This is a genomic window from Chitinophaga pinensis, from assembly GCF_007896845.1.
Taxonomy (GTDB): Bacteria; Bacteroidota; Bacteroidia; order Chitinophagales; family Chitinophagaceae; genus Chitinophaga; species Chitinophaga pinensis_C.
This window is the reverse complement of record NZ_VOHS01000002.1, coordinates 302,517-328,098: the sequence shown is the minus strand read 5'-3', so window position 1 is coordinate 328,098 and position 25,582 is coordinate 302,517. Positions and strand designations below refer to the sequence as shown.

Annotated in this window: 20 protein-coding genes; 17 read left to right on the top strand and 3 right to left on the bottom strand. The window is 45.1% G+C overall.

Annotated features, from left to right (window positions below; genetic code table 11):
* The first annotated feature begins 393 nt into the window (after window positions 1–393).
* The 3 genes from FEF09_RS03285 (at window position 394) to FEF09_RS03275 (ending at window position 3,452) form a co-directional block, all read left to right on the top strand.
* A complete protein-coding gene (locus FEF09_RS03285) occupies window positions 394–1,731 on the top strand; it encodes a sensor histidine kinase (protein ID WP_261387311.1) in 1,338 nt (445 codons plus the stop codon).
* Window positions 1,732–1,826: 95 nt separating this feature from the next.
* Complete coding sequence (locus tag FEF09_RS03280; protein WP_146303710.1) at window positions 1,827–2,639, top strand: HesA/MoeB/ThiF family protein; 813 nt, start codon at window positions 1,827–1,829, stop codon at window positions 2,637–2,639.
* Window positions 2,640–2,648: 9 nt separating this feature from the next.
* Entirely contained in the window at window positions 2,649–3,452 is an 804-nt protein-coding gene (locus FEF09_RS03275; protein WP_146303708.1) for an alpha/beta hydrolase, read from the top strand.
* Here FEF09_RS03275 and FEF09_RS03270 read toward each other — a convergent pair.
* Window positions 3,432–4,343, bottom strand: a complete 912-nt coding sequence (locus FEF09_RS03270) for an LD-carboxypeptidase (RefSeq protein WP_146303707.1) — start codon at window positions 4,341–4,343, stop codon at window positions 3,432–3,434. The two genes, FEF09_RS03275 and FEF09_RS03270, sit on opposite strands and share 21 nt — an antisense overlap.
* Window positions 4,344–4,479: 136 nt before the next feature.
* On the opposite strand from FEF09_RS03270, the gene metG reads away from it, so the two are divergent.
* Entirely contained in the window at window positions 4,480–6,561 is a 2,082-nt protein-coding gene (metG, locus tag FEF09_RS03265; protein ID WP_146303705.1) for a methionine--tRNA ligase, read from the top strand.
* A 481-nt stretch (window positions 6,562–7,042) separates the two neighbouring features.
* Complete coding sequence (locus tag FEF09_RS03260; RefSeq protein ID WP_146303703.1) at window positions 7,043–7,438, top strand: GreA/GreB family elongation factor; 396 nt, start codon at window positions 7,043–7,045, stop codon at window positions 7,436–7,438.
* A 38-nt stretch (window positions 7,439–7,476) separates the two neighbouring features.
* On the opposite strand, the gene FEF09_RS03255 is transcribed toward FEF09_RS03260, so the two are convergent.
* Window positions 7,477–8,037 (bottom strand): type II toxin-antitoxin system death-on-curing family toxin, encoded by a 561-nt coding sequence (locus FEF09_RS03255; RefSeq protein ID WP_146303701.1) that lies wholly within the window; start codon window positions 8,035–8,037, stop codon window positions 7,477–7,479.
* Between the two features lie 239 nt (window positions 8,038–8,276).
* On the opposite strand from FEF09_RS03255, the gene FEF09_RS03250 reads away from it, so the two are divergent.
* The 7 genes from FEF09_RS03250 to lpxB all read left to right on the top strand — a co-directional run bounded on the left by FEF09_RS03250 (window position 8,277) and on the right by lpxB (window position 16,970).
* Entirely contained in the window at window positions 8,277–9,623 is a 1,347-nt protein-coding gene (locus tag FEF09_RS03250; RefSeq protein WP_146303699.1) for a PepSY-associated TM helix domain-containing protein, read from the top strand.
* A 53-nt stretch (window positions 9,624–9,676) separates the two neighbouring features.
* On the top strand, window positions 9,677–12,076 hold the full coding sequence (locus FEF09_RS03245; RefSeq protein ID WP_146303697.1) for a 3-hydroxyacyl-CoA dehydrogenase/enoyl-CoA hydratase family protein: 2,400 nt from the start codon (window positions 9,677–9,679) through the stop codon (window positions 12,074–12,076).
* Between the two features lie 8 nt (window positions 12,077–12,084).
* Window positions 12,085–12,978 carry an ABC transporter ATP-binding protein gene (locus FEF09_RS03240; RefSeq protein WP_146303695.1) on the top strand — a complete coding sequence of 298 codons (894 nt, stop codon included), beginning with the start codon at window positions 12,085–12,087 and terminating at the stop codon, window positions 12,976–12,978.
* Between the two features lie 20 nt (window positions 12,979–12,998).
* Window positions 12,999–13,781: an ABC transporter permease gene (locus FEF09_RS03235; protein ID WP_146303693.1), complete on the top strand. Its 783-nt coding sequence runs from the start codon at window positions 12,999–13,001 to the stop codon at window positions 13,779–13,781.
* 168 nt (window positions 13,782–13,949) lie between these two features.
* On the top strand, window positions 13,950–14,501 hold the full coding sequence (surE, locus tag FEF09_RS03230) for a 5'/3'-nucleotidase SurE (RefSeq protein WP_261387310.1): 552 nt from the start codon (window positions 13,950–13,952) through the stop codon (window positions 14,499–14,501).
* A gap of 258 nt (window positions 14,502–14,759) precedes the next feature.
* Window positions 14,760–15,065 carry a hypothetical protein gene (locus tag FEF09_RS03225; RefSeq protein WP_146303691.1) on the top strand — a complete coding sequence of 102 codons (306 nt, stop codon included), beginning with the start codon at window positions 14,760–14,762 and terminating at the stop codon, window positions 15,063–15,065.
* Between the two features lie 801 nt (window positions 15,066–15,866).
* The gene (lpxB, locus tag FEF09_RS03220) at window positions 15,867–16,970 is read left to right on the top strand and encodes a lipid-A-disaccharide synthase (protein WP_146303689.1); all 1,104 of its coding nucleotides are present in this window, start codon (window positions 15,867–15,869) and stop codon (window positions 16,968–16,970) included.
* Between the two features lie 37 nt (window positions 16,971–17,007).
* Here the strand turns inward: lpxB and FEF09_RS30585 are convergent, their stop codons facing one another.
* On the bottom strand, window positions 17,008–17,181 hold the full coding sequence (locus FEF09_RS30585; RefSeq protein ID WP_012794620.1) for a DUF6728 family protein: 174 nt from the start codon (window positions 17,179–17,181) through the stop codon (window positions 17,008–17,010).
* Between the two features lie 48 nt (window positions 17,182–17,229).
* On the opposite strand from FEF09_RS30585, the gene FEF09_RS03215 reads away from it, so the two are divergent.
* The 5 genes from FEF09_RS03215 (at window position 17,230) to FEF09_RS03195 (ending at window position 25,363) form a co-directional block, all read left to right on the top strand.
* Window positions 17,230–19,800, top strand: coding sequence for a beta-mannosidase (locus FEF09_RS03215; RefSeq protein WP_261387309.1), 2,571 nt, complete (start codon window positions 17,230–17,232; stop codon window positions 19,798–19,800).
* Window positions 19,801–19,802: 2 nt separating this feature from the next.
* Entirely contained in the window at window positions 19,803–21,260 is a 1,458-nt protein-coding gene (locus FEF09_RS03210; RefSeq protein WP_146303687.1) for an alpha-L-fucosidase, read from the top strand.
* A gap of 288 nt (window positions 21,261–21,548) precedes the next feature.
* The gene (locus FEF09_RS03205; protein WP_146303685.1) at window positions 21,549–22,295 is read left to right on the top strand and encodes a response regulator transcription factor; all 747 of its coding nucleotides are present in this window, start codon (window positions 21,549–21,551) and stop codon (window positions 22,293–22,295) included.
* A 35-nt stretch (window positions 22,296–22,330) separates the two neighbouring features.
* Window positions 22,331–23,056 (top strand): 2'-5' RNA ligase family protein, encoded by a 726-nt coding sequence (locus FEF09_RS03200; RefSeq protein WP_146303683.1) that lies wholly within the window; start codon window positions 22,331–22,333, stop codon window positions 23,054–23,056.
* Window positions 23,057–23,110: 54 nt separating this feature from the next.
* Window positions 23,111–25,363, top strand: a complete 2,253-nt coding sequence (locus FEF09_RS03195) for a RelA/SpoT family protein (protein ID WP_146303681.1) — start codon at window positions 23,111–23,113, stop codon at window positions 25,361–25,363.
* Window positions 25,364–25,582: the final 219 nt, after the last annotated feature.

The following is a 25,582-nucleotide window of genomic DNA, read 5'->3' as shown; positions in this document are numbered from 1 at the left end:
GTAAAAGGAGGCTAGAAAGCCTCCTTACCATTTTATCAACCAAAATCTAAATCGCTTATGGAAACGAAATCCATGTCGATGTATGTAGAAATTTAAAAATTGCTAGTTTGTTAAACCAGTACATCAAATTTAGTACCAGTTTGATAAGGCAAATGTACAGAAGATTGATCAATTATGAATATTATTTCCCAGTTAAAATTACGTTAAAGTGATGTTTTATTGCTAAAGTGAGGATGGATAACGGTTTGGAGCCTTTAAATTTGTATTAATGTTGCTATAGCAAGCAATGATTTTTAACAATTCAGGTGCTGGTACCCTCGTTCTTTGTGAGTATCTTGTGCGCCTTAGTATTGATGTAGCATGGTACCATTGAAGAAAGTATTTCCCATAATTGTGGTGTTAATTACCCTGTCATTATTGGGAATCATCTGGATCCAGGTCAACTGGATTTATAACGCAGCTATCGTACGTCGCGAGCAGATGGAGCAGCGTGCGGTAAACGCAATTATAGAAGTGAAGGAGCTGATGCTTCAACGTAAAGCGCCTCCTATACGTTTTAAAGTAGATGGCGCAGCTATCCGGCCTACAGAAAAAGGGCTGGCGATCGATAAGTATGAGATAACCCATACTGTTGATCTGACAGGAAATGTCAGTGACCGCTTCACTACGGAAGAAGTGCAGGGGATGATCGCCAAGAGTCTGCGTGATCAGCGCCTGGACACCACCTTCGAATTTGCCGTGTTAGGTAAAGGGCATTTTGGTAATAGCAATGGGGTACATATGCAATCTGCCGGACTGTCCAAAATGCTGGAAGAAACCAAACGCTCAGACAGCCTCGATTATACGTTTCAGTATATACCGTTGTTAAACAGTTTTGAATCTGTGACAGGCGAAACAGAAACATTGCTGCTGGTACAGCCTAAGAATAACATGTTATTGCTCTTATCGCTGGGGAAAATGATGGCAGGTGGACTGTTGTTCACCGCTGTGATCATCACTGCATTTATCCTGACTATCCGCACAATGCTCAATCAGAAAAAATTGTCGGAGATCAAATCAGACTTTATCAATAACATGACGCATGAACTGAAGACACCACTGGCCACTATCTCACTGGCTATTGATGCCATCGGTAATGAGAAGGTCATGGACAATAGAGATAAGATCAAATATTTCTCCGGTATCATCAAGGAGGAGAATAAGCGCATGAATAAACAGGTAGAGAGTATCCTTCAATCTGCCTTATTGGAAAAGAATGAGATCGGGTTAAACCTGCAGGTGACAGATGTGCATGATGTGATATCCAGTACAGTAGAAAATCTGCAGTTACAGATGGATGCAAAGCAGGGCCATGCCGAACTGCGCCTTGATGCGATCAATCCTATTATCAAAGCGGATGATGTGCATTTCTCCAATGTGATATTTAATCTGCTGGACAATGCGATCAAGTATTCAAAAGAAAATCTCGAGGTGGTTATATCCACACATAATACACGTAAGAGCCTCATTATTACAATAGCAGATAACGGTATCGGTATGAGCCGTGACACGATTTCCCGTATCTTTGAAAAATTCTATCGTGCACATACAGGTAATGTGCATAACGTAAAAGGATTCGGATTGGGATTAAGTTATGTGAAAGCTATCGTGGATGCCCATAAAGGCAAGATCAAAGTAGAAAGCACGATAGGAAAGGGTAGTAAGTTTACATTGGAATTTCCACAAGAATAAATCATCAGTCAGTAGATAAATATCAATAACCGGGAATTAAGTCAATTGATTCCCGGCGATTGATTTTTACTTACTGATCCCTAATTGAAAAGACTATGGCATTAATCGAAAAAGAACTTGCGCATTTTAAACACGCTATTGCCGTTCCGGGTATGGGTGTTGCCATGCAGGAAAAACTGAAAGAAACACGTGTATTGGTAGTAGGTGCCGGTGGACTGGGATCTCCGGTGATACAGTATTTAAGCGCCAGTGGCGTTGGTGTGATCGGTATTGCCGATTATGGTGTAATTGCTGATGAAGATATGCACAGACAACCCATCTACCAGATGCAGGACCTGCGTAAACATAAAGCTAAAATGGCTGCAAGCCGCTTGTGGGCGAGCAATCCTTTTACCAAACATTATCCTTTACTGTTACAGGTAAAACCAGAAAATATTAAACAACTGCTGGAAGGCATGGACCTCGTGATTGATTGTTCCCAGCATCATGCCACACACCTCGTGATCAACGATGCCTGTGTTGCGCATGGTAAACCATTTGTGATCGGGGAAGTACATAACTGGGTGTCATGGTGGGCAGGTTTCAATATCGCTCCTGCCAGTGGAGATGCTGCAGCCTCTTACCGTTGTAATCTGGACCTGATCGATGACCATCGTAATTTCGATGCAGGTGCCATTGGAGTGACGCATGGTGCTACCGGTATGATGATCGTGAATGAAGTGCTGAAATACATTGCGGGTGTACCCGATGGACTGGCCAATAAATTTTACAGCATGAATTTCCTGCATAATACTTATCAGGTTAACACACTGTTCCCTGATCCCGTTATACTGGCTGATATCAGAGCGAAAGGTGTATTGACTGCTGAAGAATATGGTATGGACATCGTACCTGACATTGAAGACTAAACTTTACACATGTTCAGCAAGCTGAAATTAAAACCTATACTTTCCGCGATCGTGGGGCTTTACCTCGTGATTGGTGTAGTGCTGACCTTATTCCAGAAGAAGTTCATCTTTCATCCGGAACCACTGGAAGCAAACTACGTGTTCAAATATGATATCCCATTTGAAGAAATCAGCATCCGTATCAATGAAAAACAGACGCTGAGCGCCATGCTGTTTAAGGCTGAAAAGCCAAAGGGTATGGTGATATACTTTCATGGGAATGCCCGTAATATTTCCAAATATGGAAATAAGGCCAGATTGATGCTGGAACGTGGTTATAGTGTGCTGATGATGGATTATCCAACCTATGGAAAAACCACCGGTCAACTGACCGAAGCAACGATCTATGACAATGCCCTGCATATGTATGAGGTAGCCCGGAAGTTTTATCCACGGGACAGTATTATCATTTACGGAAGGTCACTGGGAACGGCAGTCGCTGCCCAACTGGCAGCTGTCCGCGATTGTAAACGACTGGTGCTGGAAGCCCCGTATTTCAACATGACAGAGATGGCAATGCGGCTGGTACCGCTTTACCCTTATGCGTATATGCTCGATTTCAAGTTCCCGACAAATGAATACCTGCCCAAAGTAACGGCGCCTGTTGTCATTATTCATGGGACTGACGATAAGACAATACCCATTGAATCAGGGAAGAAGCTGGAGAAGCTATTCAAAACAGGTGACCAGTTTATTACTATATCCGGTGCAGATCACAATAATCTGGAAAAATATCCCGATTATCTGAAAGCATTAGACGTCGCGTTGCGATAATTTAGCCTGTCTGGCAGTTACATGCAGTTCATGTGGCATGCCCAGTTTCAGGGAATAATTCTCATGCGTATGCCCTACCGGGAAGCCAAAGCAGACCGGGTACTCGTAATCCTGTACAATATTCCGGATGATCTCGTACTCGGTCTGGCCAAAAGGCGTCTCCGTCTCTTTACCATCGGTAAAGGAACCGATTACCAGTCCGGCGAGATCTTCCAGCCATCCTGCTCTCTTCAGGTTATACATCATACGGTCCACATTATAGCGGTACTCGCCGATATCTTCCAGTACCAGTATTTTCCCTTTAGTATCTGGTTGCGATTCCGTACCTGACAGATTGGCGAGGAGGGACAGGTTACCACCAATCAACTTACCGGAGGCCTTTCCGGTACGGTTAAGGTCATGTGGTGCTGCTGTGTAACGGTAGGAAGTACCTTTTAATGCCATCCGGAGGCTATCTACATACTCATTTTCAACGGTTTCCGGTCTTATACCACTACACATCATGGAATGGAGGGTAGGAATGCCATACCGGTGCTGAATATGGGTATGCAGGGCGGTAATATCACTGTATCCGCAGATCCACTTGGGATGTTTACGGAATTGCTTGAAATCCAGTTCGTCCAGTATACACACCATACCATAACCACCGCGGCCAAAAATGATAGCTTTAATATCAGGATCGTCCAGCATATCCTGCAGCTCTTCCAGCCGCAGTTCATCCGGAGCGGAGAAATTATGGAAACTGGTGCCTACCGTAATGCCCAGATGTACCTGGAAGCCCCAGGAACTGATCACGCCAGCAGCATATTCTGCTGCCTGCAGATCCATTTTACTACTACTACAGGTGATGCCTATCAGATCACCTTTTTTGAGGTATGGCGGAATTTTCATTGTTCTATGCTTTAATTACCTTTGCAGACCATTTGGGGAGTTATCCCAAACCCGACAGGGCTAAGTTGATAAATACTTTTCGCTCTTCCAAAAGCAAAAATAGAATTTCGATTATTTAAGCATTCTTTAAGCGAACATGGCAAAATTTAACAGATATCTAATAACAGCGGCATTGCCTTATGCTAACGGACCGGTCCACATCGGTCACCTCGCAGGCTGTTATATTCCCGCCGATATATATGTGCGCTACCTGCGTGCTAAAAAGGCGGATGTAAAGTTCATAGGAGGAACTGACGAACACGGAGTACCTATCACCATTAAGGCGATGAAGGAAAACGTGACTCCGCAGGATATTGTGGATAAATATCATAAGATCATCTATGACAGCTTTACAGACATGGGTATCTCTTTCGATATTTTCTCCAGAACCACTAAACAGGTACACCACGAAACAGCGGCTGACTTCTTCAAGACGATGTATGATAAAGGACTGTTTGAAGAGAGAGAAAGCGAGCAGTTCTTTGATGAAACTGCTAATGTATTTCTGGCTGACCGCTATATTGTTGGTACCTGTCCTAAATGCGGTAACCCGAATGCATACGGTGACCAGTGTGAAAGATGTGGTAGTTCACTGAGCCCGGACGAACTGATAGAACCTCGTTCTACCCTCAGCAATGCCGTGCCGGTCAAGAAAAAGACAAAGCACTGGTATATGCCTTTACAGAACTATGAACCATTCCTGAAAGAATGGCTGCTGGAAGGTCATAAAGAGTGGAAAAATAATGTATACGGACAGTGTAAAAGCTGGATTGACGGCGGTCTGCAAAGCAGAGCGATGACCCGCGACAGCAGCTGGGGTATTCAGGTACCATTGCCGGATGCAGAGGGGAAAGTATTATACGTATGGTTTGATGCGCCGATCGGCTATATCTCCGCAACCAAAGAACTGACAGCAAATTGGGCGGATTACTGGTGTAAAGATGATACCAAACTGGTACACTTTATTGGTAAAGACAATATCGTGTTCCATTGTGTGATATTCCCTGCGATGCTGAAAGGTCATGGTGGATATGTACTGCCTGAAAATGTGCCGGCAAACGAGTTCCTGAATATCGAAGGAGAGAAAGTATCTACTTCGCGTAACTGGGCAGTCTGGGTCCATGATTATGTGAAGGATTTCCCTGATCAGCAGGATACACTGCGTTATGTGCTGACCAGTATCGCACCTGAAACAAAAGATAGTGACTTTACCTGGAAAGATTTCCAGCAGCGTAACAATAGTGAGTTAGCTGATATCTTCAGCAACTTTGTAAACCGTACAATGGTGTTAATGCACAAATTGTGCGGTGGTAAAGTACCGCCGTTTCATGCAGATCTGAAAGATGAGAAGGACGATGCACTGTTTGCCGACCTGAAAGCTTCTATACAGAAGATAGAAGACTCGCTGGAAAATTTCCGCTTCCGTGAAGCACTGGCAGAAGTAATTAATATCTCACGTTCCGGTAACAAGTATCTGCAGGATAGAGAACCATGGAATCTGGTGAAAGAGATGGCAAAAGATCCATCATTGGCAGCAGGCTATCAGAAACGTATTGACAACTGTCTGCATATGTGTCTGCAACTGACTGCCAACCTGGCCATTCTCGCTAATCCGTTCCTTCCATTTACAGCGAAGAAGATCTGCCACATGCTGAAAGTAGTAGATCGTATGCTGGAATGGGAAAATGCAGGTAGTCTGAAACTGGTAAATGTAGGATATCCGCTGCGCGAACCGGAGTATCTGTTCGGCAAAATTGAGGACGCAAAGATCGAGGAGCAGATTGAAAAATTGAAAGCAGGTCTGGTTAAACCTGTAGTGGCTCCTGTTGAAACGAAAGTAAAAGAAATGAAACCCGAAATACAATTCGACGATTTCGCAAAAATCGACCTGCGCGTAGGTACCATCCTTGAAGCAGAGAAAGTACCAAAGGCGGACAAACTGCTGAAATTACTGGTGGATATCGGTACTGAAAAACGTACCGTGGTATCTGGTATCGCAGAGCATTTTGCACCGGAAGAAGTGGTAGGCAAACAGGTAACACTCGTGGCTAACCTCGCTCCGAGAAAAATGCGCGGTATCGAAAGTCAGGGGATGATCCTGATGGCCGAAAATGCTGCGGGCAAGCTGGTATTCGTAAACCCGGATGCAGCAGTAGATGCAGGTAGCGAAGTGAAATAGTACTTTTCACAAATTATACCCAAAAGGGGATGTTCCGCAGGGAATATCCCCTTTTTTAAACGATCAAGTCCACGTATGCGTCGTATATAAAGCATGTATAAAGCATGTATAGAGCATGTATAGAGTATAACCGGTATATTATATTGCTCACCCGTTAACCCTGTCACAATTCTTCCTGTCTCATGTTTAATTCCTGATTTTTTCCTTATATTCGTATTGATGTCATTGCACACAACATATCAGCATTCATCCGTCCAGCATGCGCCAATACTGCGTATGACTGTTGTTGTGCACACCAATACCCCAATAGCAAGCAAGTCTTACTATTACACAACCTTTAAGGACTTCGATACTTTTTCCCCGGACTATTATTAATTCTTTTATTGTTCGGGGATCCCTCAGTTTTCCTATTGTATAGTTTGTTCCACTGCGCGATATACCACGTCGGCAGGAATTTTTTTTAATTTAAAATTAGTAGTGTATGAAATCAGGAAAAGCAAAGAGCAAAGAAAAGACCCCCGTAATTCTTTGTGAAGAAGATTATAATCTCCTGAAACAATTTGCAGGCACCAAAACAGATGATATCAGCGAGATGTCATTGGCATATGAACTGAATCGCGCCGTTGTTGTGGATAATGAAGCCCTGCCGGTAGGGACCATTCGTCTGAACTCACTGGTAAGTGTGAAGGAAGTTAATTCAGGAAAAGTGACCGACTTCCGTATTGTAATGCCGATCGATGCAGATATCAAGCAGAAGAAAATTTCTATACTGGCGCCGCTGGGTGCAGCACTGATAGGTTTCCGTAAAGGAGACGAAGTTGAGTGGAAAATGCCGGCCGGCGTAAAGCGCTTTACTGTACTGAATGTACAGGCATAAAAAATGGAGAGTCCGCTATTGACGGACTCTTTTTTATTTTAATTATTACTGTTAATAAGATGGACGATCACTTTTACCATCATCTCCTTCTCTTCCGGTTTTGATTCCGCAATCATCAATGTGAATGCAACCAGCGCATTGTCAGCAATCCTTTTACTGCCATCCTGCCTGTAAAGGATATTATTCTTATCAAGAAACCATACAAACAGAAATGCGGCAATACGTTTATTGCCATCAGAAAAAGAATGGTTCTTGATAACAAAATATAGCAGATGAGCCGCCTTTTCCTCCACACCGGGATAAAGATCACGACCACCAAAGGTCTGGCAGATCGCAGCCAATGAACCCTGAAAGGAGTCATCTTTCTCATTGCCAAACAGGGCACTTCCTCCAAAACGGTCTCTTAGTCCGTTAATGGCGAACATGGCCGTTTCATAGGTAATCACAAACAGGTTTTCTTCCGTCGTGTTTTCAATTTCTAATAACTGATGATCGTACTTGTCCAGTACATCCAGTGCATAGGTATAGTCACTAAGCACACGCTGCAAGTGTGCAGACTCGTTGGCATCCAAAGCATTACGCTGATTAAACTGATTCATGGTATTTGATTCTGATGTGTACCTTCTTTTGGTACATGATGGCATTCCGGGGCCGAAAGGCGCTAAATTAAGAGGAAATGGGACAAATCCTCATTCTGACAACTCAAATCCGATCTTTAATAGGGCGATTATTATTCCCGATTGCGTAAACGATTTGTGTTATAACACGGTATTTTTGGCAGATTCTATCACCTTTTAGCGCGCAGGTCCGGATAAAAGGGCCATCAATTACAGTTAACATGAATTTTTCCAGGAAGCCAACCGTCAAGAAAAAACAATCCCGCAGTCTGTTTTATCGCATTTCAGCCTGGTTACACCTATGGCTGGGGCTGATTACAGGTATTGTGATGATCATTGTATGCGTGACAGCCTGTATCTGGGTATTTCATGACGAAATCACCCGTCTGCTGGAACCTGAAACTGTAATCGCCCGTCAGGACAAACCTGTCATCACTCCTTCACAGGTAAGAGAGATTGCCGCACAAAAGTATCCCAAACTAAAACCTGGCTACGTTACCTATCAACAGGGAAATGCCATTTACCTGAGTCTTGGAGAAGGTAGAAAAGGAAATACTGTATTACGACTGAATCCTTATAGTGGGGAAGTGATCAGCGTAAAAGAACACAAAGCAGGAGAAACAGATTTCTTCCGGTTTATCCTGAATGGTCATCGCTTCCTGTGGATGCCTTATGAAATAGGCAGACCGATCGTCAATTACAGCACCCTGATATTCGTTATTATCCTGATCAGTGGTATGGTACTGTGGTGGCCGCAGAAATGGACAAAGAAAGCACGTGAGCAAAGCTTTAAAATAAAATGGGACGCGTCCTTCAAAAGGGTGAACTATGATCTGCATAATGTACTGGGTTTCTATTCCCTGATAGTATTGCTGGCCATAGCGCTGACCGGTATGGTGTATGGTATCAAATGGTACAGCAACGGATTATACTGGGTTACTTCCGGCGGACAAACAATCGAAGAATTTAAAAGACCACAGTCTGATTCAACACAGCTGGGTAAATTATATACCCCTGAGCAGGCAATGGACCTCGCGTGGGGGAAAGTACTTGCCAGACACCCGGAAGCAGAAGGTTTCTATTATTCCTTTGCAGATACATCCAAACCAAAGGCTGCTATCGGTATTACGATCTATCCTACAGCAGGTAAGTTCTATAACAACAGAAGTTATTCATTCGATCAGCATACATTAAAAGAACTGGCCGGTAATAAAGTATACGATATCAGTTTTGCAGAAGCTGGTTTCGGGGCAAAACTGCGTAAAGCGAATTACGATATTCACGTGGGTTCCATACTCGGATTACCCGGAAAGATACTGGCCTTCTTTGGTGCATTGATAGGCGCCAGTCTGCCGGTAACAGGTTTCCTTGTATGGTGGGGTAAAAGAAGAAAACAAAGAAAAGCGTGGCTACAAAAAAGCGCCGGCAGCAAGCGCACCTCAGGCAGTTTAAATAAATACCTTGTCATAAGAAAAGGACCGTCCGCCGTATGGCAGACGGTCCTTCGTTTTTTTATAGCTTTTGTGGCAAGTCTCCCAAAAAATCATATATTCATTTATCGATATTAACAATCAAGACTCACTACAATGCCTCAGCGCTTGTAGCATATAAAACGCGTTCTATGAAAAGACACATTAACAAGGTGGCTGTTTTAGGTTCAGGAGTAATGGGTTCAAGAATAGCAGCCCATTTCGCAGGCGTCGGAGTACAGGTTTTGTTACTGGATATTGCCCCCAAAGAGTTAACTGATGCAGAAAAAGCTAAAGGTCTGTCACCTGACAGCAAAGCGGTTAAGAACCGCATCGTAAACGAAGCATTGCAGTCTGCCCTGAAGGCAAACCCATCCCCGGTGTACAATAAGGACGTGGTAAAGCTGATCCGTACGGGCAACTTTACAGACGATATGAAGGAGATTGCCAACTATGACTGGATTATTGAGGTAGTCGTAGAAAACCTTGACGTCAAAAAGTCCGTTTTCACTGAAGTGGAAAAGTACCGTAAACCGGGTACACTCATTACTTCCAATACTTCAGGTATACCTATTCACCTGATGGCGGAAGGCCGCAGCGATGATTTTAAGAAACATTTCTGTGGTACCCACTTCTTCAATCCTCCGCGTTATCTGCGCTTACTGGAAATTATTCCTACCCCGCATACTGACCCGGAAATTGTTGATTTCCTGATGAATTACGGAGATCTCTATCTGGGTAAAACAACGGTTCTCTGTAAGGATACACCTGCATTCATTGCCAACAGGGTAGGGGTGTATTCTATCATGGCTATTTTCCACATTATGCAGGAAATGCAGCTGAATATAGATGATATTGATGCACTGACAGGTCCGGTGATCGGCAGACCAAAATCTGCTACCTTCCGTACGGCCGATGTCGTGGGTATTGATACATTGGTGAGGGTGGCCAAAGGAGTGGCGGAGAATTGTCCGCAGGATGAAGCAAAGGATATCTTCGTGATACCTCCTTTCCTGCAAAAAGTAGTTGAAAATAAATGGCTCGGCGACAAAACCGGGCAGGGTTTCTATAAAAAGACCAAAGGTGAAGGCGGTAAGGAAATACTGACGCTCAACCTGGAAACGATGGAATATGGTCCCCGTCAGAAATCTAAATTCGCCAGCATTGAAGCAGCGAAACAGGTGGAAGACCTGAAGCAGCGACTGCGCGGATTATTTGCTGCAGGCGATAAAGCGGGTCAGTTCTATCAGCAGTTCCATGCCTACCTTTTCTCTTACATTTCTCACCGCATTCCGGAAATAGCGGATGATCTTTATAAAGTGGACGATGCCATGAAAGCTGGTTTCGGATGGGAGATCGGTGCTTTTGAATCATGGGATGTGCTGGGTGTGGAAAATGGTATCAAAGCCATTGAAGCGAAAGGCCTGAGCGTGGCGCCATGGGTAAAGGAAATGCTGGAGAAAGGTGTAAAAAGCTTCTACAAAATAGAAGGCGGTAAGAAATATTATTACGATGTAAAATCACATGTCTATAAACTGCTGCCGGGTGCCGACACGTTTGTTATTCTGGAAAACCTGTCAGGAAATGTCGTGTGGAAAAACAGTGCATGCACCTTGTATGATATCGGAGATGGTGTGGTGACGATAGACTGGAAAACTAAAATGAACACGATCGGCGGGGAAGTGCTGGAAGGTGTGAATAAAGCGATTGACCGGGCAGAAAAAGATTTCCGCGGATTGATCATTGGCAATGAAGGAGCTAACTTTTCTGCCGGTGCAAATGTGGGTATGATCTTCATGTTTGCGGCTGAGCAGGAATATGATGAACTGGATATGGCCGTACGTATGTTCCAGAAAACGACCATGCGTCTGCGTTATTCTTCCATTCCGGTGATTGTCGCACCACATGCGCTCACTTTGGGAGGAGGTTGTGAAATGTGTCTGCATGCTGACAAAGTTCAGGCTGCGGCTGAGTCTTATATCGGATTAGTGGAACTGGGCGTAGGCCTGATCCCCGGTGGTGGCGGTACCAAAGAAATGGCACTGCGCGCCAGCGATGAATTCAAGGAAGGTCGTATTGAAGAGGAGCCGCTGAAAGATCGTTTTATGGCAATTGCCATGGCGAAGGTGAGCACCTCCGCTCATGAGGCGTTTGATCTGGGCATCCTGCGTAAAGGACATGACGAGATCACCCTGAATCAGAGCCGTCTGATCGCTGATGCAAAACGCAGCGTATTACAGCTCGCAGATGAGGGCTATACCCGTCCGGTGGAAAGAAAGGATGTAAAAGTGCTGGGTCGTGCCGCACTGGGTATGCTGCTGACTGGTATTCACAGTATGCGCTTTGCTAATTATATATCAGAACATGATGCGAAAATAGCCAGTAAACTGGCATACGTGATGAGTGGCGGCGATCTCTCAGAGGCCTCACTGGTGAGCGAGCAATATCTGCTGGATCTGGAGCGGGAAGCATTCCTGAGTCTGGCCGGCGAGCGTAAAACCCTGGAAAGATTACAAAGCGTGATCAAAACAGGAAAACCAATCAGAAATTAATCCACCTGATGTCAACTATTCTATCCCTTAACAACATTTCAAAGCGGTACGGAATCGTACAGGCGCTGGATGGGGTATCATTTGATATCCCGTCAGGCAGTGTGTACGGCATACTCGGTCCCAATGGCAGTGGTAAAACCACGATGCTGGGTATTGTGACTGATGTACTGAAAGCGGATGCCGGTTCTTTCACCCTGATGGGGCAGACACCTTCTGCCGCCCAGCGCAGAAAGATCGGTACGCTGTTGGAAACACCTAACTTCTATCACTATCTGTCAGCCTACAAGAATTTGCAGATAGTCGCTAATATCAAACAGACAAGCGAGCAGGATATTCCGCGGGTGCTGGAGCTGGCCGGATTAACGGCCAGACAGCATTCGGCTTTTAAGACCTATTCTCTCGGGATGAAACAGCGTCTGGCTATAGCGGCAGCTATGCTGGGCGATCCGGAAGTACTGATACTGGATGAACCAGCCAATGGGCTGGACCCCGTGGGTATTGCCGAAGTCAGAAACCTGATCCGTCAGCTGGCGCAGTCGGGGAAGACGATTATTATGGCCAGCCATCTGCTGGATGAAGTGGAAAAAGTCTGTACACATGTGGCGATCCTGCGGAAAGGAAAATTACTGGGTTCCGGTCCGGTAAATGCGGTGCTGTCAAGGGATAACTTTATCGAGATCGGTGGTCCTGATAATCAGGCATTGTCACAGCTGATAAAACAACACCCGGCCTTTGTACAGGTATTGCCTGCGCAGGACGGTATTTTGCAGGTCACTTTCCGGGAAACGATTGATCCTGCAAGTCTGAACAGCTGGTGCGCTCAGCAGGGCGTCTGGCTGAATCATCTCCAGATGAGCAGAAAGAGCCTTGAAACGGCATTCCTGGAATTAACCAACAACTAATCCTATTTGTACTGAAGCTTATGATGCAAATCATTAAAATAGAATGGCTTAAGGTAAAGAATTACCGCTCTTTCTGGGTGTTTATAGGCCTGGGACTGCTGGCAATGCTGGCCCCGAATTTTGTTATCCACGACATCTTTGTCAAAAATATACCTAAAGAAGCGCAGCAGCTGCTTGGACAGTCGATGTATGACTTTCCGCTGGTATGGCAGACTATTGCCAGTGTAAACTCTTATACTTCCGGCATTTTTAGTCTGCTGGTCATTACGCTGGTCTGCAATGAGTTCAATTACAAAACCCACCGGCAGAATGTTATTGACGGTTGGGAAAGGAGGGACTTTGTACTTTCTAAATTGTTTTGGGTAGTTGCACTGGCATTATTGGCATTCCTGACATCCCTGATCGCTGTATTTATTTTCGGTGGTGTTTATGGTAAAGCACCTTTTAGCATGGAAGGCTCCCGTTTTCTGTTCTATTACCTGTTGCAGGTACTGGTGTCGCTGAGTATGGCGTTGCTGACAGGTATGCTGGTTAAACGTACCGGACTGGCTATCATTCTCTTTCTGGGATATATCATGTTTATAGAACAGATACTTGTTTCTATCGTAAAGCGCTTTTTCGGCAATGTCGGCGGATTATTCCCTTTGCAGGCCGGAGATGAATTGCTTCCGTTCCCTATTGTCGAAAAACTGGTGAAATTCTCCGGTCCTTATGACAGCGTAGTATACCTGACGGCGCTGATCGTATATATAGCACTTTTCATCTGGCTGGTATTCCAGAGGATGCTGCGTACTGATCTTTAATATAGCATGTTAATTATATGTTATTTGTAAAAGTATATTGGCGGGAGGCGTAATCTTTCCGCTATCTTTTACGTTGATAAGCTGTTATGCACATTATTACATGATTGTGCGCTATGGACTATCAGGTAAGTGTATTAAATTTGTTCTGAAAAGAAAACTCAAAAGCACGTGAAGGGTAAAGCGCAGGAAAAGATCATTCTGGTAACAAACGACGATGGTGTAACCGCTCCGGGTATCCGGGCACTGATTGAGGCGGTAAGTCCGCTGGGAAGAGTAGTGGTGGTAGCACCAGACAGTCCGCAGTCAGGAAAAGGACACGCTATTACGATCGGCGTTCCGCTCCGTCTGGATCAGGTGGATATTTTCGACGGCATAGAAGCGTGGCAATGTTCCGGTACACCGGTGGATTGTGTGAAGCTGGCCCGCGATAAGATCCTGCACCGTTTGCCGGATATCTGTGTAAGTGGTATCAATCATGGCGCGAATCATTCCATTAACGTGATCTATTCCGGCACCATGTCGGCGGCAATGGAAGCAGCGATAGAAGGCGTGCCTTCTGTGGGTTTCTCTTATCTGGATTACAGTTTTGACGCAGACTTCTCTTTATGTAAGGAAGTGGCTCATTCAGTGGCTAAACAAATGCTGGAAACAGAACTACCGGAGGGAACGCTGTTTAATGTAAATATTCCTGTTGTTAAAAAGAAGATTATAAAGGATTAAAGATATGCCGTCAGGCAGATGCGAAATGGGTAGAAGCATTTGATGAGCGCCGTGATCCACGTGGTAAAAAATACTACTGGCTCACAGGTGAATTCACTAACCGCGATAATGGAGAAGATACTGACGTATATGCCCTCGCAAATAATTACGCTTCGCTCGTACCAGTGCAGTTTGATCTGACTGACTATAAGATGAAGAAGAAGCTGGAAAACGACTGGAAACTCTGATGTGTATAAGTGCACATGATCAAAACCTACTATGTTAAAACGAGATAATCTCCCATTAGGCATTGTACTGGGTATATTTACACCGGTGCTGGCCTTCTTCCTGTACTACCTGTTGGTATTCATGCCGAAGCATGATGTATCCCTGTCTGAATTTATGAAACTTGTCCTTGAAAACCGTCAGACCTTACCAAAATTGATTAGTGTTTGTCTGTTGCTGAATGGAGTGATATTTTACTTCTATACCAGATCCAGAAAAGACATTACAGCAAAAGGTATCTTTCTGGTGACGATGCTGTATGCTATTACGATCCTTTTCCTGAAAATATTACACGGGTAAACGCAGGAGGTGTAAGCTATACTTCAAGATATTGGTTATCATAGGGTAACCAGATTGCTGATATTGTAGCTGGTACTATCGCCGCCGTCCGCAGATGCTGTCTGGCCGGCGAACGTCAATTGATCATTGCAATGGCTCATTGCGTTGCAGGATCTTTTTGAGAAGGCTTTATTCCGTGCTTTTATTGAAGAATATTATTACTGTATAATAACTGAACAGGCTGAATGAGTGTAATGGATGTTGGGATTTCCGGCGTGGTACTTATTGGATATTCTGCATGAACTGATCGGTTGAGGGATTGTATAGGTATGAACTTATAGAGAAAGCCCGGCATTGCCGGGCTTTTTATGTGTTGTTATATCGTATCAGGGTTGATTGCCGTTTGTATGAGGTTTCCTTCATCTCCGGATTAAGTTCACGTCTTATTCGCCTCAAGTCCGGCTCATCTCCGCATTAAGTCCACGTCTTATTCGCCTCAAATCTGGCTCATCTCCGCATTAAGTCCACGTCTTATTCGTCTCAAGTCTGACTCATCTGCGGATTAAGTCCACGTCTTATTCGCCTCAAGTCCGGCTCATTTCCGCACTAAGTCCATTTCTTATTCGTCTTAAGTCCGGCTCATCTCCACATCAAGTCCACGTCTTATTCGTGTCAAGTCTATCTCACCTTCTCTTCAGGCTCGCCTCGTCACTATCTTACTTCCATCGAACCTTCTCCCTGTCATATCGCATTTCCTCATGAATCTCTACTACAATCCAATTCTTGATTCGTAATTCCTGATTCGTAATTTATATTTGTCCTATGAAGTACTACATCATCGCCGGAGAAGCATCCGGTGATCTCCATGGAAGCAATCTGATCAAAGAATTGAAACAACAAGACACTGCAGCGGATATCCGTTGCTGGGGAGGCGATATGATGCAACAAGCGGGAGGAACGCTGGTGAAGCATTATAAAGACCTGGCTTTTATGGGGTTCATCGAAGTGGTGATGAACATCCGTACCGTATTGCGCAATATGGAGTTCTGTAAAAAGGATATTCAGCAATATCAGCCGGATGTACTGGTGCTGATCGACTATGCAGGTTTCAACCTGCGTATTGCGGAGTGGGCGAAACCATTGGGATATAAGATCGTGTTTTATATTTCTCCGCAGGTATGGGCCTGGAAGGAGAATCGCGTTAAAAAGATCAGACGGAGTGTGGATAAAATGCTCTGCATCCTGCCATTTGAACAGGATTTTTATAAAAAATGGGATTACGAGGTGGAGTATGTAGGTCACCCCTTGATACAGGTGATCCGGGAGGCAAAGGAAAAACCGGCTGATGCCCCATTGGCAGACAAACCTGTTATTGCCATTCTGCCCGGCAGCCGTAAGCAGGAAGTGAGCGTCAAGCTACCCATCATGTTGACCATGGCTAAACATTTCCCTGACCATCAGTTTATTGTAGCACAGGCGCCCAGTCTGGATGATGCGTTTATACAGGGACTGATCGGTGCACATCCGAATGTCTCTACAGTAAAAGGACAAACCTATACCTTACTCCGTCAGGCGGAAGCAGCGCTGGTGACCTCCGGTACCGCTACATTGGAAACTGCCTTGTTTGGTGTACCTGAGGTAGTTTGCTATAAAGGCAGTGCTATTTCCTATTTCTTTGCGAAACGACTGATCAAGGTAAAATATATTGCGCTGGTGAACCTCGTGATGGACAAACCTGTTGTAAAGGAATTGATTCAGCACGACCTGACGGAAGAAAATCTGTTGACAGAGCTGACCTTGTTGCTAAAAGACAAGACGGTGCGCGATCGTATTAAAGCGGATTATGCGGCATTGTGGACAAAACTGGGGGAAAAAGATGCGAGCCACCGGGCCGCAGAAGTAAGTTATGCCGAGGCGAAGAAATAAGTCGTAAACAGCACAAAACAGGCTATACCAGACCCGGTCAGTGGTGACGGGTAAACAGCTTTACCAGCATTATTATCAGTGCGATCAGAAATACAATGATGGAGATACGGTTCATGCCGTGCATCATAGACACATAGCGGCCCTGAGGCGCTGAAGGATCTTTTTTGCCTATGTACAGGTAACGCAGTATTTGTTGCCAGATGCTTTTCATTATACAAAGATAGTTTATATACACCTACAATAACCAACAGCGTGGACTATGAAGAATAAGTTACATTACACACTACTCTTATGCCTGTGTATGCTGGCGCGAATAGCGCATGCACAGACAACAACAACGCTCTCACTAAACGGAGAATGGGAATTCGCAGATGCAGACGACAGCATCTGGCGGAAAGCAACTGTGCCGGGTACCGTACATACCGACTTACTCGCCCATCACCTGATACCAGATCCATTTGCTGGAATGAATGAAAAAGCAGTACAGTGGGTAGACAAAAAGGATTGGATCTACCGCAGAAGTTTTGAAGCATCTGCAGCGCTGCTTGCACATGATGTGATCGATCTGCAGCTACCGGAACTCGATACCTATGCAGATGTTTATATCAATGATCACCTTGTATTGCAGAGTCATAATATGTTTGTTGGCCATAGTGTGAATATCAGACAATGGCTGCATAGCGGACAGAATCAGTTGCGGATATTCTTTCATAGTCCCGTTCGTTATGATATGGAGCGTTTTCTGAAAGACAGACTGGTATATCCGGCAGGAAATGATGCAAGTGATATTCCCTTAAGTATCTATGCACGTAAGGCACCTTATCACTATGGATGGGATTGGGGACCAAGACTGGTAACATCTGGCATCAGCGGCGGCGCTTCGCTGACTGCATGGAATAAAACAAGCATCAGTGATGTATGGCTGCAACAGCAAAGTCTGACGGATAAAATAGCTAAAGTACGGGCTGCCCTGACGCTGGAAACGGTAAGGGCGGGAAAGTATAAAATACAGGTAGAGAGTCCGGATAAATTGTTTGCCACTGTGATTGTTGAAAAGGATGTCAATACAGGTCAACAGGTATTGGAATTGCCAGTTAGTATTCAACAACCTAAGCGCTGGTGGCCTAATGGATTGGGTGACGCGTTCCTGTATAAAGTGAAAGTAAGCATATTGGAAGGCAAACAGTTGATCAGTTCGCGTGTAGTAAACATCGGTCTGCGGACGGTCGAAGTGATCAACGCTCCGGATAGTCTGGGGGAGAGCTTTTATGTGAAGGTGAACGGACAGCCGGTATTCATGAAAGGCGCCAATTATATTCCACAGGATAACTTCCGTCCGAGAGTAACAGACGAGCGCTACCAACAGCTGTTTAAAGACATGAAGACATCGCATTTCAATATGGTACGCGTATGGGGAGGCGGTGCCTATGAGAAGGAACTGTTTTATGATCTGGCAGATCAGCAGGGTATACTGGTATGGCAGGACTTCATGTTTGCCTGTACAGTATATCCTTCGGATACTGCTTTTCTGGCGAGTGTAAAAGAAGAGCTACGTTATAATATCACCCGTTTGCGTAATCATCCCTCTCTGGCTTTATGGTGTGGCAATAACGAGGTAGCGGTCGCCATTAAAAACTGGGGATGGCAAAATGGATATGGTTATACTGAAGCACAGTGGAAGACCTTGCAGCAGGGGTATAATGTATTGTTTAAATCACTGTTGCCCGAACAGGTAGCTGCATTGGATCCGGGAAGATTTTATTTTCATTCGTCTCCGATCAGCAACTGGGGCAGCAAGGAGGATTTTACGAAAGGAGATAATCACTATTGGGGTGTATGGCATGGTATGGAATGGTTTGAAGCGTTCAATACGCATGTGCCCCGTTTTATGAGTGAATATGGTTTCCAGTCATTCCCTGATATTCACACAGTACGTCGTTTTGCTGGTAAAAATGATCTGGATATTTATTCTCCTGTGATGTTGTCTCACCAGAAAAGTACCAACAGAGGGAATATGGCAATTAACACTTACCTGCAACATTACTATAAAACGCCAAAGGATTTTGAGTCCCTGTTATATGTGAATCATGTGTTACAGGCAGAAGGGATGCGGATCGCGATCGAAGCACATCGCCGTTCTATGCCATACTGTATGGGGACATTATATTGGCAGCTGAATGACTGCTGGCCGGGTCCTTCCTGGTCGGGAATCGATTATTATGGCAGATGGAAGGCCCTGCAATATTTTGTAAAGAAAGCATTTGCACCAGTCATTGTTTCTAATGTCGAAGTGAATGGAAAACTCCAGACCTGGGTGGTTTCAGATGTGCCGCAGGAACAGCCGTTAACATTGCAGATGCAGTTGATGGATCTGGAGGGGAAAGTGTTATGGGAGAAATCGGTGACGGGTATTCAACCGAAAGCAGCGCAGAGTCAATTACAGTATGAGGCGCCTGTGAGTGAATTACTGAAGGGCTTTGATGCGCAAAAGGTAATATTCTATACGAAAGTGGTAAAGAAAGATGAGCTATTAACCCGGAATGTATATTACTTTGCCAAAGCCAGCACCATGGAATTACCGGATCCCGGTATGCAGACAAGCGTTATGGCAGGTGCTGATGGAACTATCGTTGTGAAGATCACTGCCGGCCGGCTGGCAAGAAATGTTTACCTGTTATTAGAGAACGATCCGAAGTCACAGTTCAGTGATAACTATTTTGACCTGCTGCCGGGAGAAACGGCTACCGTGCGCATAAACAGTGAATTGACATTACAGCAGGTAAAAGAACAGCTGAAAGTTATAAGTCTCAGAGATACATTTAAAAATTAATCATGCGAAAACTTTTTGTATTATTTAGCAGTGCATTACTGGCGTTTTCCACGGCCAATGCGCAGGACCATGGCCTCGGACAGCCCTATATCCCTGAAACGGATAAAGCCGTATTGCAGAAACTGGACGAATGGCAGGACTGGAAATTTGGTATGATCATTCACTGGGGTGCTTATTCTCAGTGGGGTGTGGTGGAGTCCTGGAGTATTTGTCCGGAAGACGAAGGATGGACACAGCGCAATCCTTATGGTATTCCTTACTATGATTATGTAAAGAAGTACGAAGCTTTGTCCACTACTTTCAATCCGACCAAATTTGACCCGTCTAAATGGGCTAAAGCGGCAAAGGGTGCAGGTATGGAATATGTAGTGTTCACCACCAAGCATCACGATGGTTTCTGTATGTGGGACACTAAGCAGACTGATTACAGTATTGCTGGTCCGAACAGTGCTTTCCGCAATGATCCGAGAAAGAACGTTGCAAAGGAAGTGTTCAGTGCTTTCCAGAAAGAAGGTATCCACACCGGTGCTTATTTCTCCAAACCTGACTGGCACAGTGAATATTACTGGTGGTCTTATTTCCCGCCGAAAGACAGACACGTGAACTATGATGTGAACAAGTATAAAGATCGTTGGAATAATTTCAGGGAGTTTACTTACAAACAGATTGAGGAGCTGATGACCACTATGGGTAAGATCGAAATCCTCTGGCTGGATGGCGGCTGGGTACGTGCACGTAAACAGGATACCAAAAAAGAAAACGACATTACAGCTGCTGAAATCGATACCAGACCGAGTAAGCAGAATGAAGATATTGACATGGCCGGCATTACTAAAATGGCGCGTAGTCATCAGCCGGGTCTGATTGTAGTGGACCGTGCGGTACATGGACCATTTGAAAACTACCGTACACCAGAACAGCAGATCCCTGACAAACCATTGTCTTATCCATGGGAAACATGTATGACGATGGCTAATTCATGGTCATATGTTCCGGATGATAAATACAAGTCTGTAAACAAGCTCATTCACAATCTGGTTGATATCGTAGCTAAAGGCGGTAACTATCTGCTGAATGTAGGTCCCGGTCCTGATGGTCAGTTGCACGAGGAGGCTTATACTACAATGACTGCTATTGGTGAGTGGATGAAGGTGAATGGCGATGCTATTTACGGCACACGTTCTGTGGCGCCTTACAAAGATGGCAAGGTATGTTTTACCCGTAAGAAAAATGGTAATATCTATGCGATCTATATGCTGGAAGAAGGTGAAAAGCTGCCTGCGCAGGTGGCTTTTAACGGACTGAAACCAGCGAAAGGAGCTAAAGTGACTGTACTGGGTGCGAAGGAGAAGATCTCATGGAAAGCTACGGCTACCGGTACTCAGCTGACAATCCCTGCGGCTGTGCAGCAGAAAGCATGGAAACATGCTGTAGCAATACAGATCTCTGCTGTAGAGTAAAGAACGGTGCTGAATGCATGTGAACAAACAGCTGGAAAAGCTGTGAACAAAAAAGATGGCTGCCTTTGAACAGGCAGCCATTTTTTTGTTGTCTTATGAAAGAATGTAATCTATGATAACCCGATCCGTTCAATTTCATGTTGATCCTGATTATATCGAAATAAGAAAAATTTGACACGATAACTAATCATTAACTAAAATGAGCAGTTTATTCAGCAATATTGTAGCAGAGTCATGGGAATGACATTGTGTGTTAACAACTATTGAACCGGATATAAAACTAAACGCATGGTTAGTAATGTACAAATTCTCCTAGCCGAAGATGACTATCAGTATGGTAGCATCATTAAAAAGCAGCTGGAAGCAGCGGGGTACGCGGTCGTGCATTGTTTTGACGGCGAGGTAGCCCTGAAAAAGTTTCAAAGGGACGATTTTGATCTTTGCATACTGGACGTACTGATGCCAAAGAAAGACGGCTTTACGCTGGCGCAGGATATCCGGAAGAAAAACGGTATGATACCGATTCTGTTTATTTCCTCAAAGGCAACTGATGAGGACAGGCTGCATGGTTTCAGGATAGGAGGGGATGATTTTCTGGTAAAACCGTTCAGCATGCGGGAGCTGATCATGCGTATCAGGGTATTTCTGAGAAGGACGCTGCCTAAGGATGTACCGGGAGATGGTATTTACAAACTGGGAGATGACGTCCGGTTCAATTACGAAGAAAAAGAGCTTACACGTGCCGGGGGCGAACCTTTTGCCACGCTTACAAAAAAAGAGGCGAAGGTATTGCGCTATCTGGTGGAAAACAGCAATAAATTAGTAAAAAGGGACGAGATCCTGCTGAAAGTATGGGGGAACAGTAGTTTCTTTTCCAGCAGAAGTATGGACGTATTCCTGACACGTTTGCGAAAACATTTTAAAGAAGAACCGGGTATTGCGCTGGAGACTTTGCATAATGTGGGTGTCCGGCTGAATATTCCCGAATGTACAGATCAGGACAGCGAATCCACGTCTACGGATAACGCTGGCTGATACTGACTTCATCAAACCCCACAAGCACCAAGACAATGACTTACGGCAGACATGACCAGCCACGCCAGCAGCGCCAGGGCAATGGTGGTCGCCCGGAGAGTGAAGACCGTACTCACCGTACACAAAGACACAACGGCAACCAATTTCGCAGGCCACGTCCGGATAATGGACCCCGCTTTCCTCCAAAGCCCAGACCACCCAGAGCAGAAAGTAAAATCTACTTTATTGCCCTGCTGCCCAATGCTGAAGTCGGAAGGGAGATCATCCGCCTGAAGCAGGAATTCGCAGAAAAATATGATGCGAGGAGGGCTTTACGGGTATTACCCCATATTACCTTGCAGATACCTTTCACCGCCGATCCCGAGCTGGAAAAGACATTGTGTCCCGCTCTGAGCACATTTGCGGCTTCTATCCAACCTTTTGAGATCAGACTGAATGGCTTTGGCGGTTGCTCCTTTAATAAGCGGAAAGTGTTATATATCAATGTGGAAAAGAATGAAGGGATTGTGCATCTGCACCAGCAGATGGTCGGATTTCTGCGTAAAGAGTTCGGTTTCAGTCATATGCTGGCCCGTTATGGCTTTAATCCACATGTATCCCTGGCATTCCGTGATCTTTCTGATGCAGAACTGGAACAGGCCATGGAGGAATACCGGCTTCGTCCATTTGACGCGGCTTTTCTGGTGCGTAATCTCTATCTGCTCCGGCATACCGGCACCTCCTGGGAAGTGTTGCAGAAATGCAAGCTGGGAGGCGAATGATTAGCACATTCCTGCCATGTTATCCTATGCAATAAAATTGTAACTTTATAGCTGATGGAAACAGTGGTAGTAAAACAATATAATCTGGACGAGGAACAGGAAAAGAAAGAGATCGTTCGTCATTACCGCGCTTTACTGAAGTCGCTCAAACCCCGTTTAAAGAAAGGAGACCGCGAACTGGTGCGTACTGCCTTTGAAATGGCGGCTGACGCACACAAGGAAATGCGCCGGAAATCCGGTGAGCCATACATCTTACATCCCCTCGCTGTAGCGCAGATCTGCGTTGAAGAGATTGGTTTGGGTGTACGTTCCGCGATTTGTGCCTTGTTGCACGATACCGTGGAAGACACTGAAGTCACTCTGGAGGACGTAGAAAGAGCGTTCGGAGCTGAAATAGCCCATATCGTAGACGGTCTGACTAAAATATCGACCGTTATCGACTCTAACACAAGCACCGCACAGGCGGAAAACTTCAAGAAAATACTGCTCACACTGGCGGATGACCCCAGAGTGATACTGATAAAACTGGCGGACAGGATGCATAATATGCGTACTCTGGATAGCATGAGCCGTGAAAAGCAGCTCAAAATAGCTTCGGAGACCGTATTTATCTATGCTCCCCTGGCACACCGTCTGGGTCTGTACAACATCAAATCGGAGATGGAAGACCTCTCCATGAAGTACACTGAGCAGCAGACCTACCGGGAAATTGCTAAAAAGCTGAAGGAAACCAAGCGTGAGCGTACCCGTTATATCAACGAGTTTATCAAACCTATCAAGGAGGTATTGCAGGAAGAAGGACTGAACTTCGAAATCTTCGGTCGTCCGAAATCTATACACTCCATCTGGAATAAGATCAAAAAGAAGGGCGTCACCTTTGAAGAAGTGTATGACCTCTTTGCGATCCGTATTATCATGGACTCTCCTCTGGAAAAGGAAAAGTCAGACTGCTGGAAGGTTTATTCCATCATTACAGACTTTTATCACCCGAGTCCTGAGCGTACACGCGACTGGCTGAGTAATCCCAAGTCCAACGGGTATGAAGCCCTGCACGTGACCGTAATGGGACCTCAGGGTAAATGGGTGGAAGTACAGATCCGTACCAAGCGTATGAACGATTACGCGGAGAAAGGTCTGGCTGCCCACTGGCGTTATAAGGAGGGCAGTGCCCAGAGTGCCAGTACAGAGTCTAAATTTGATCAGTGGTTTACCCAGATCAGGGAGATCCTGAACAATCCGGATTCCAATACACTGGACTTTCTGGCCGACTTTAAGAGCAACCTCTTTACGGAAGAGATCTATGTATATACACCTAAGGGTGACCTGAAGATACTGCCGGTTAATTCGACCGCTCTGGATTTTGCTTATTCAATCCATAGTGCGGTGGGTAACAAGTGTATCGGTGCCAAAGTGAATTACAAGCTGGTCCCCATCAGTCATAAGCTGCGTAGCGGGGATCAGGTGGAGATCATTACTTCCAACAAGCAGAAGCCTACGGAGGATTGGCTGAACTATGCACTGACCGCCAAGGCGAAATCCAAGATAAAGGATGCGCTGAAAGAAGAAAAGCGTAAAGTGGCCATGGATGGTAAGGATGTGCTGGAGCGTAAGCTGGACCACATGAAGATTGCCAATAGCCAGCACAATATCAATGAGCTGGTGCAATACTATAAGCAGCCTTCACCGCTGGACCTGTATTATCAGATTGCTGTCAAAAACATCGATCTGAAGGAGCTGAAGCAGTTCAATGTACTGGGTGATAAACTCGAAGCACCTAAACCGGTACCGTTAAAACAGCCGGAACATATCTCTGAAGATCACCTGAAACATATGATCCCCGCCAAGAAAGACGCGGAGCTGATCATTTTCGGGGAAAGCTCAGATAAGATCGCTTATAAGCTGGCAAACTGTTGCCGCCCTATCCCGGGTGACGACGTTTTTGGTTTCATTACTGCCAGTGAAGGGCTTAAAATACACCGTACCAACTGTCCGAATGCCGCCCAGCTGCTGGCCAACTATGGTCACAGGGTCGTAAAAACCAAGTGGGTGAAGAACAGGGAGATCTCCTTCCTGACCGGGCTCCGTATCGTGGGAATGGACGATGTGGGTGTTATTCATAAGATCACCAACGTTATTTCCGGTGAACTGCGGGTAAACATTGCCGGTCTGACCATCGAATCCCGCGAAGGGCTGTTTGAAGGCCTTATTAAAGTGTTCGTTCATGATAAGGAGGAACTGGATGAACTGTTCGAAAGACTGAAGAAACTGGATGGTATTCAGTCGGTAAGCCGTCTGGAGGACGAGTGATGCCAGTCAGGAATCAGGAACTGAGGATCAGGAATTAATATTCAGGAACTTCAATATAATTAACTGCCGGACTATTGTGCCGGCAGTTCTTTTTTGTATATTCATGACTGGAATTCAGTAATAATGTCCCTTTAAGCCAGCTAATTCTTAATTCCTAATTCCTAATTCCTAATTCTTTCTTAGTTTTGCTCTTCGTTTTCAAAAATCAATATCAACTCT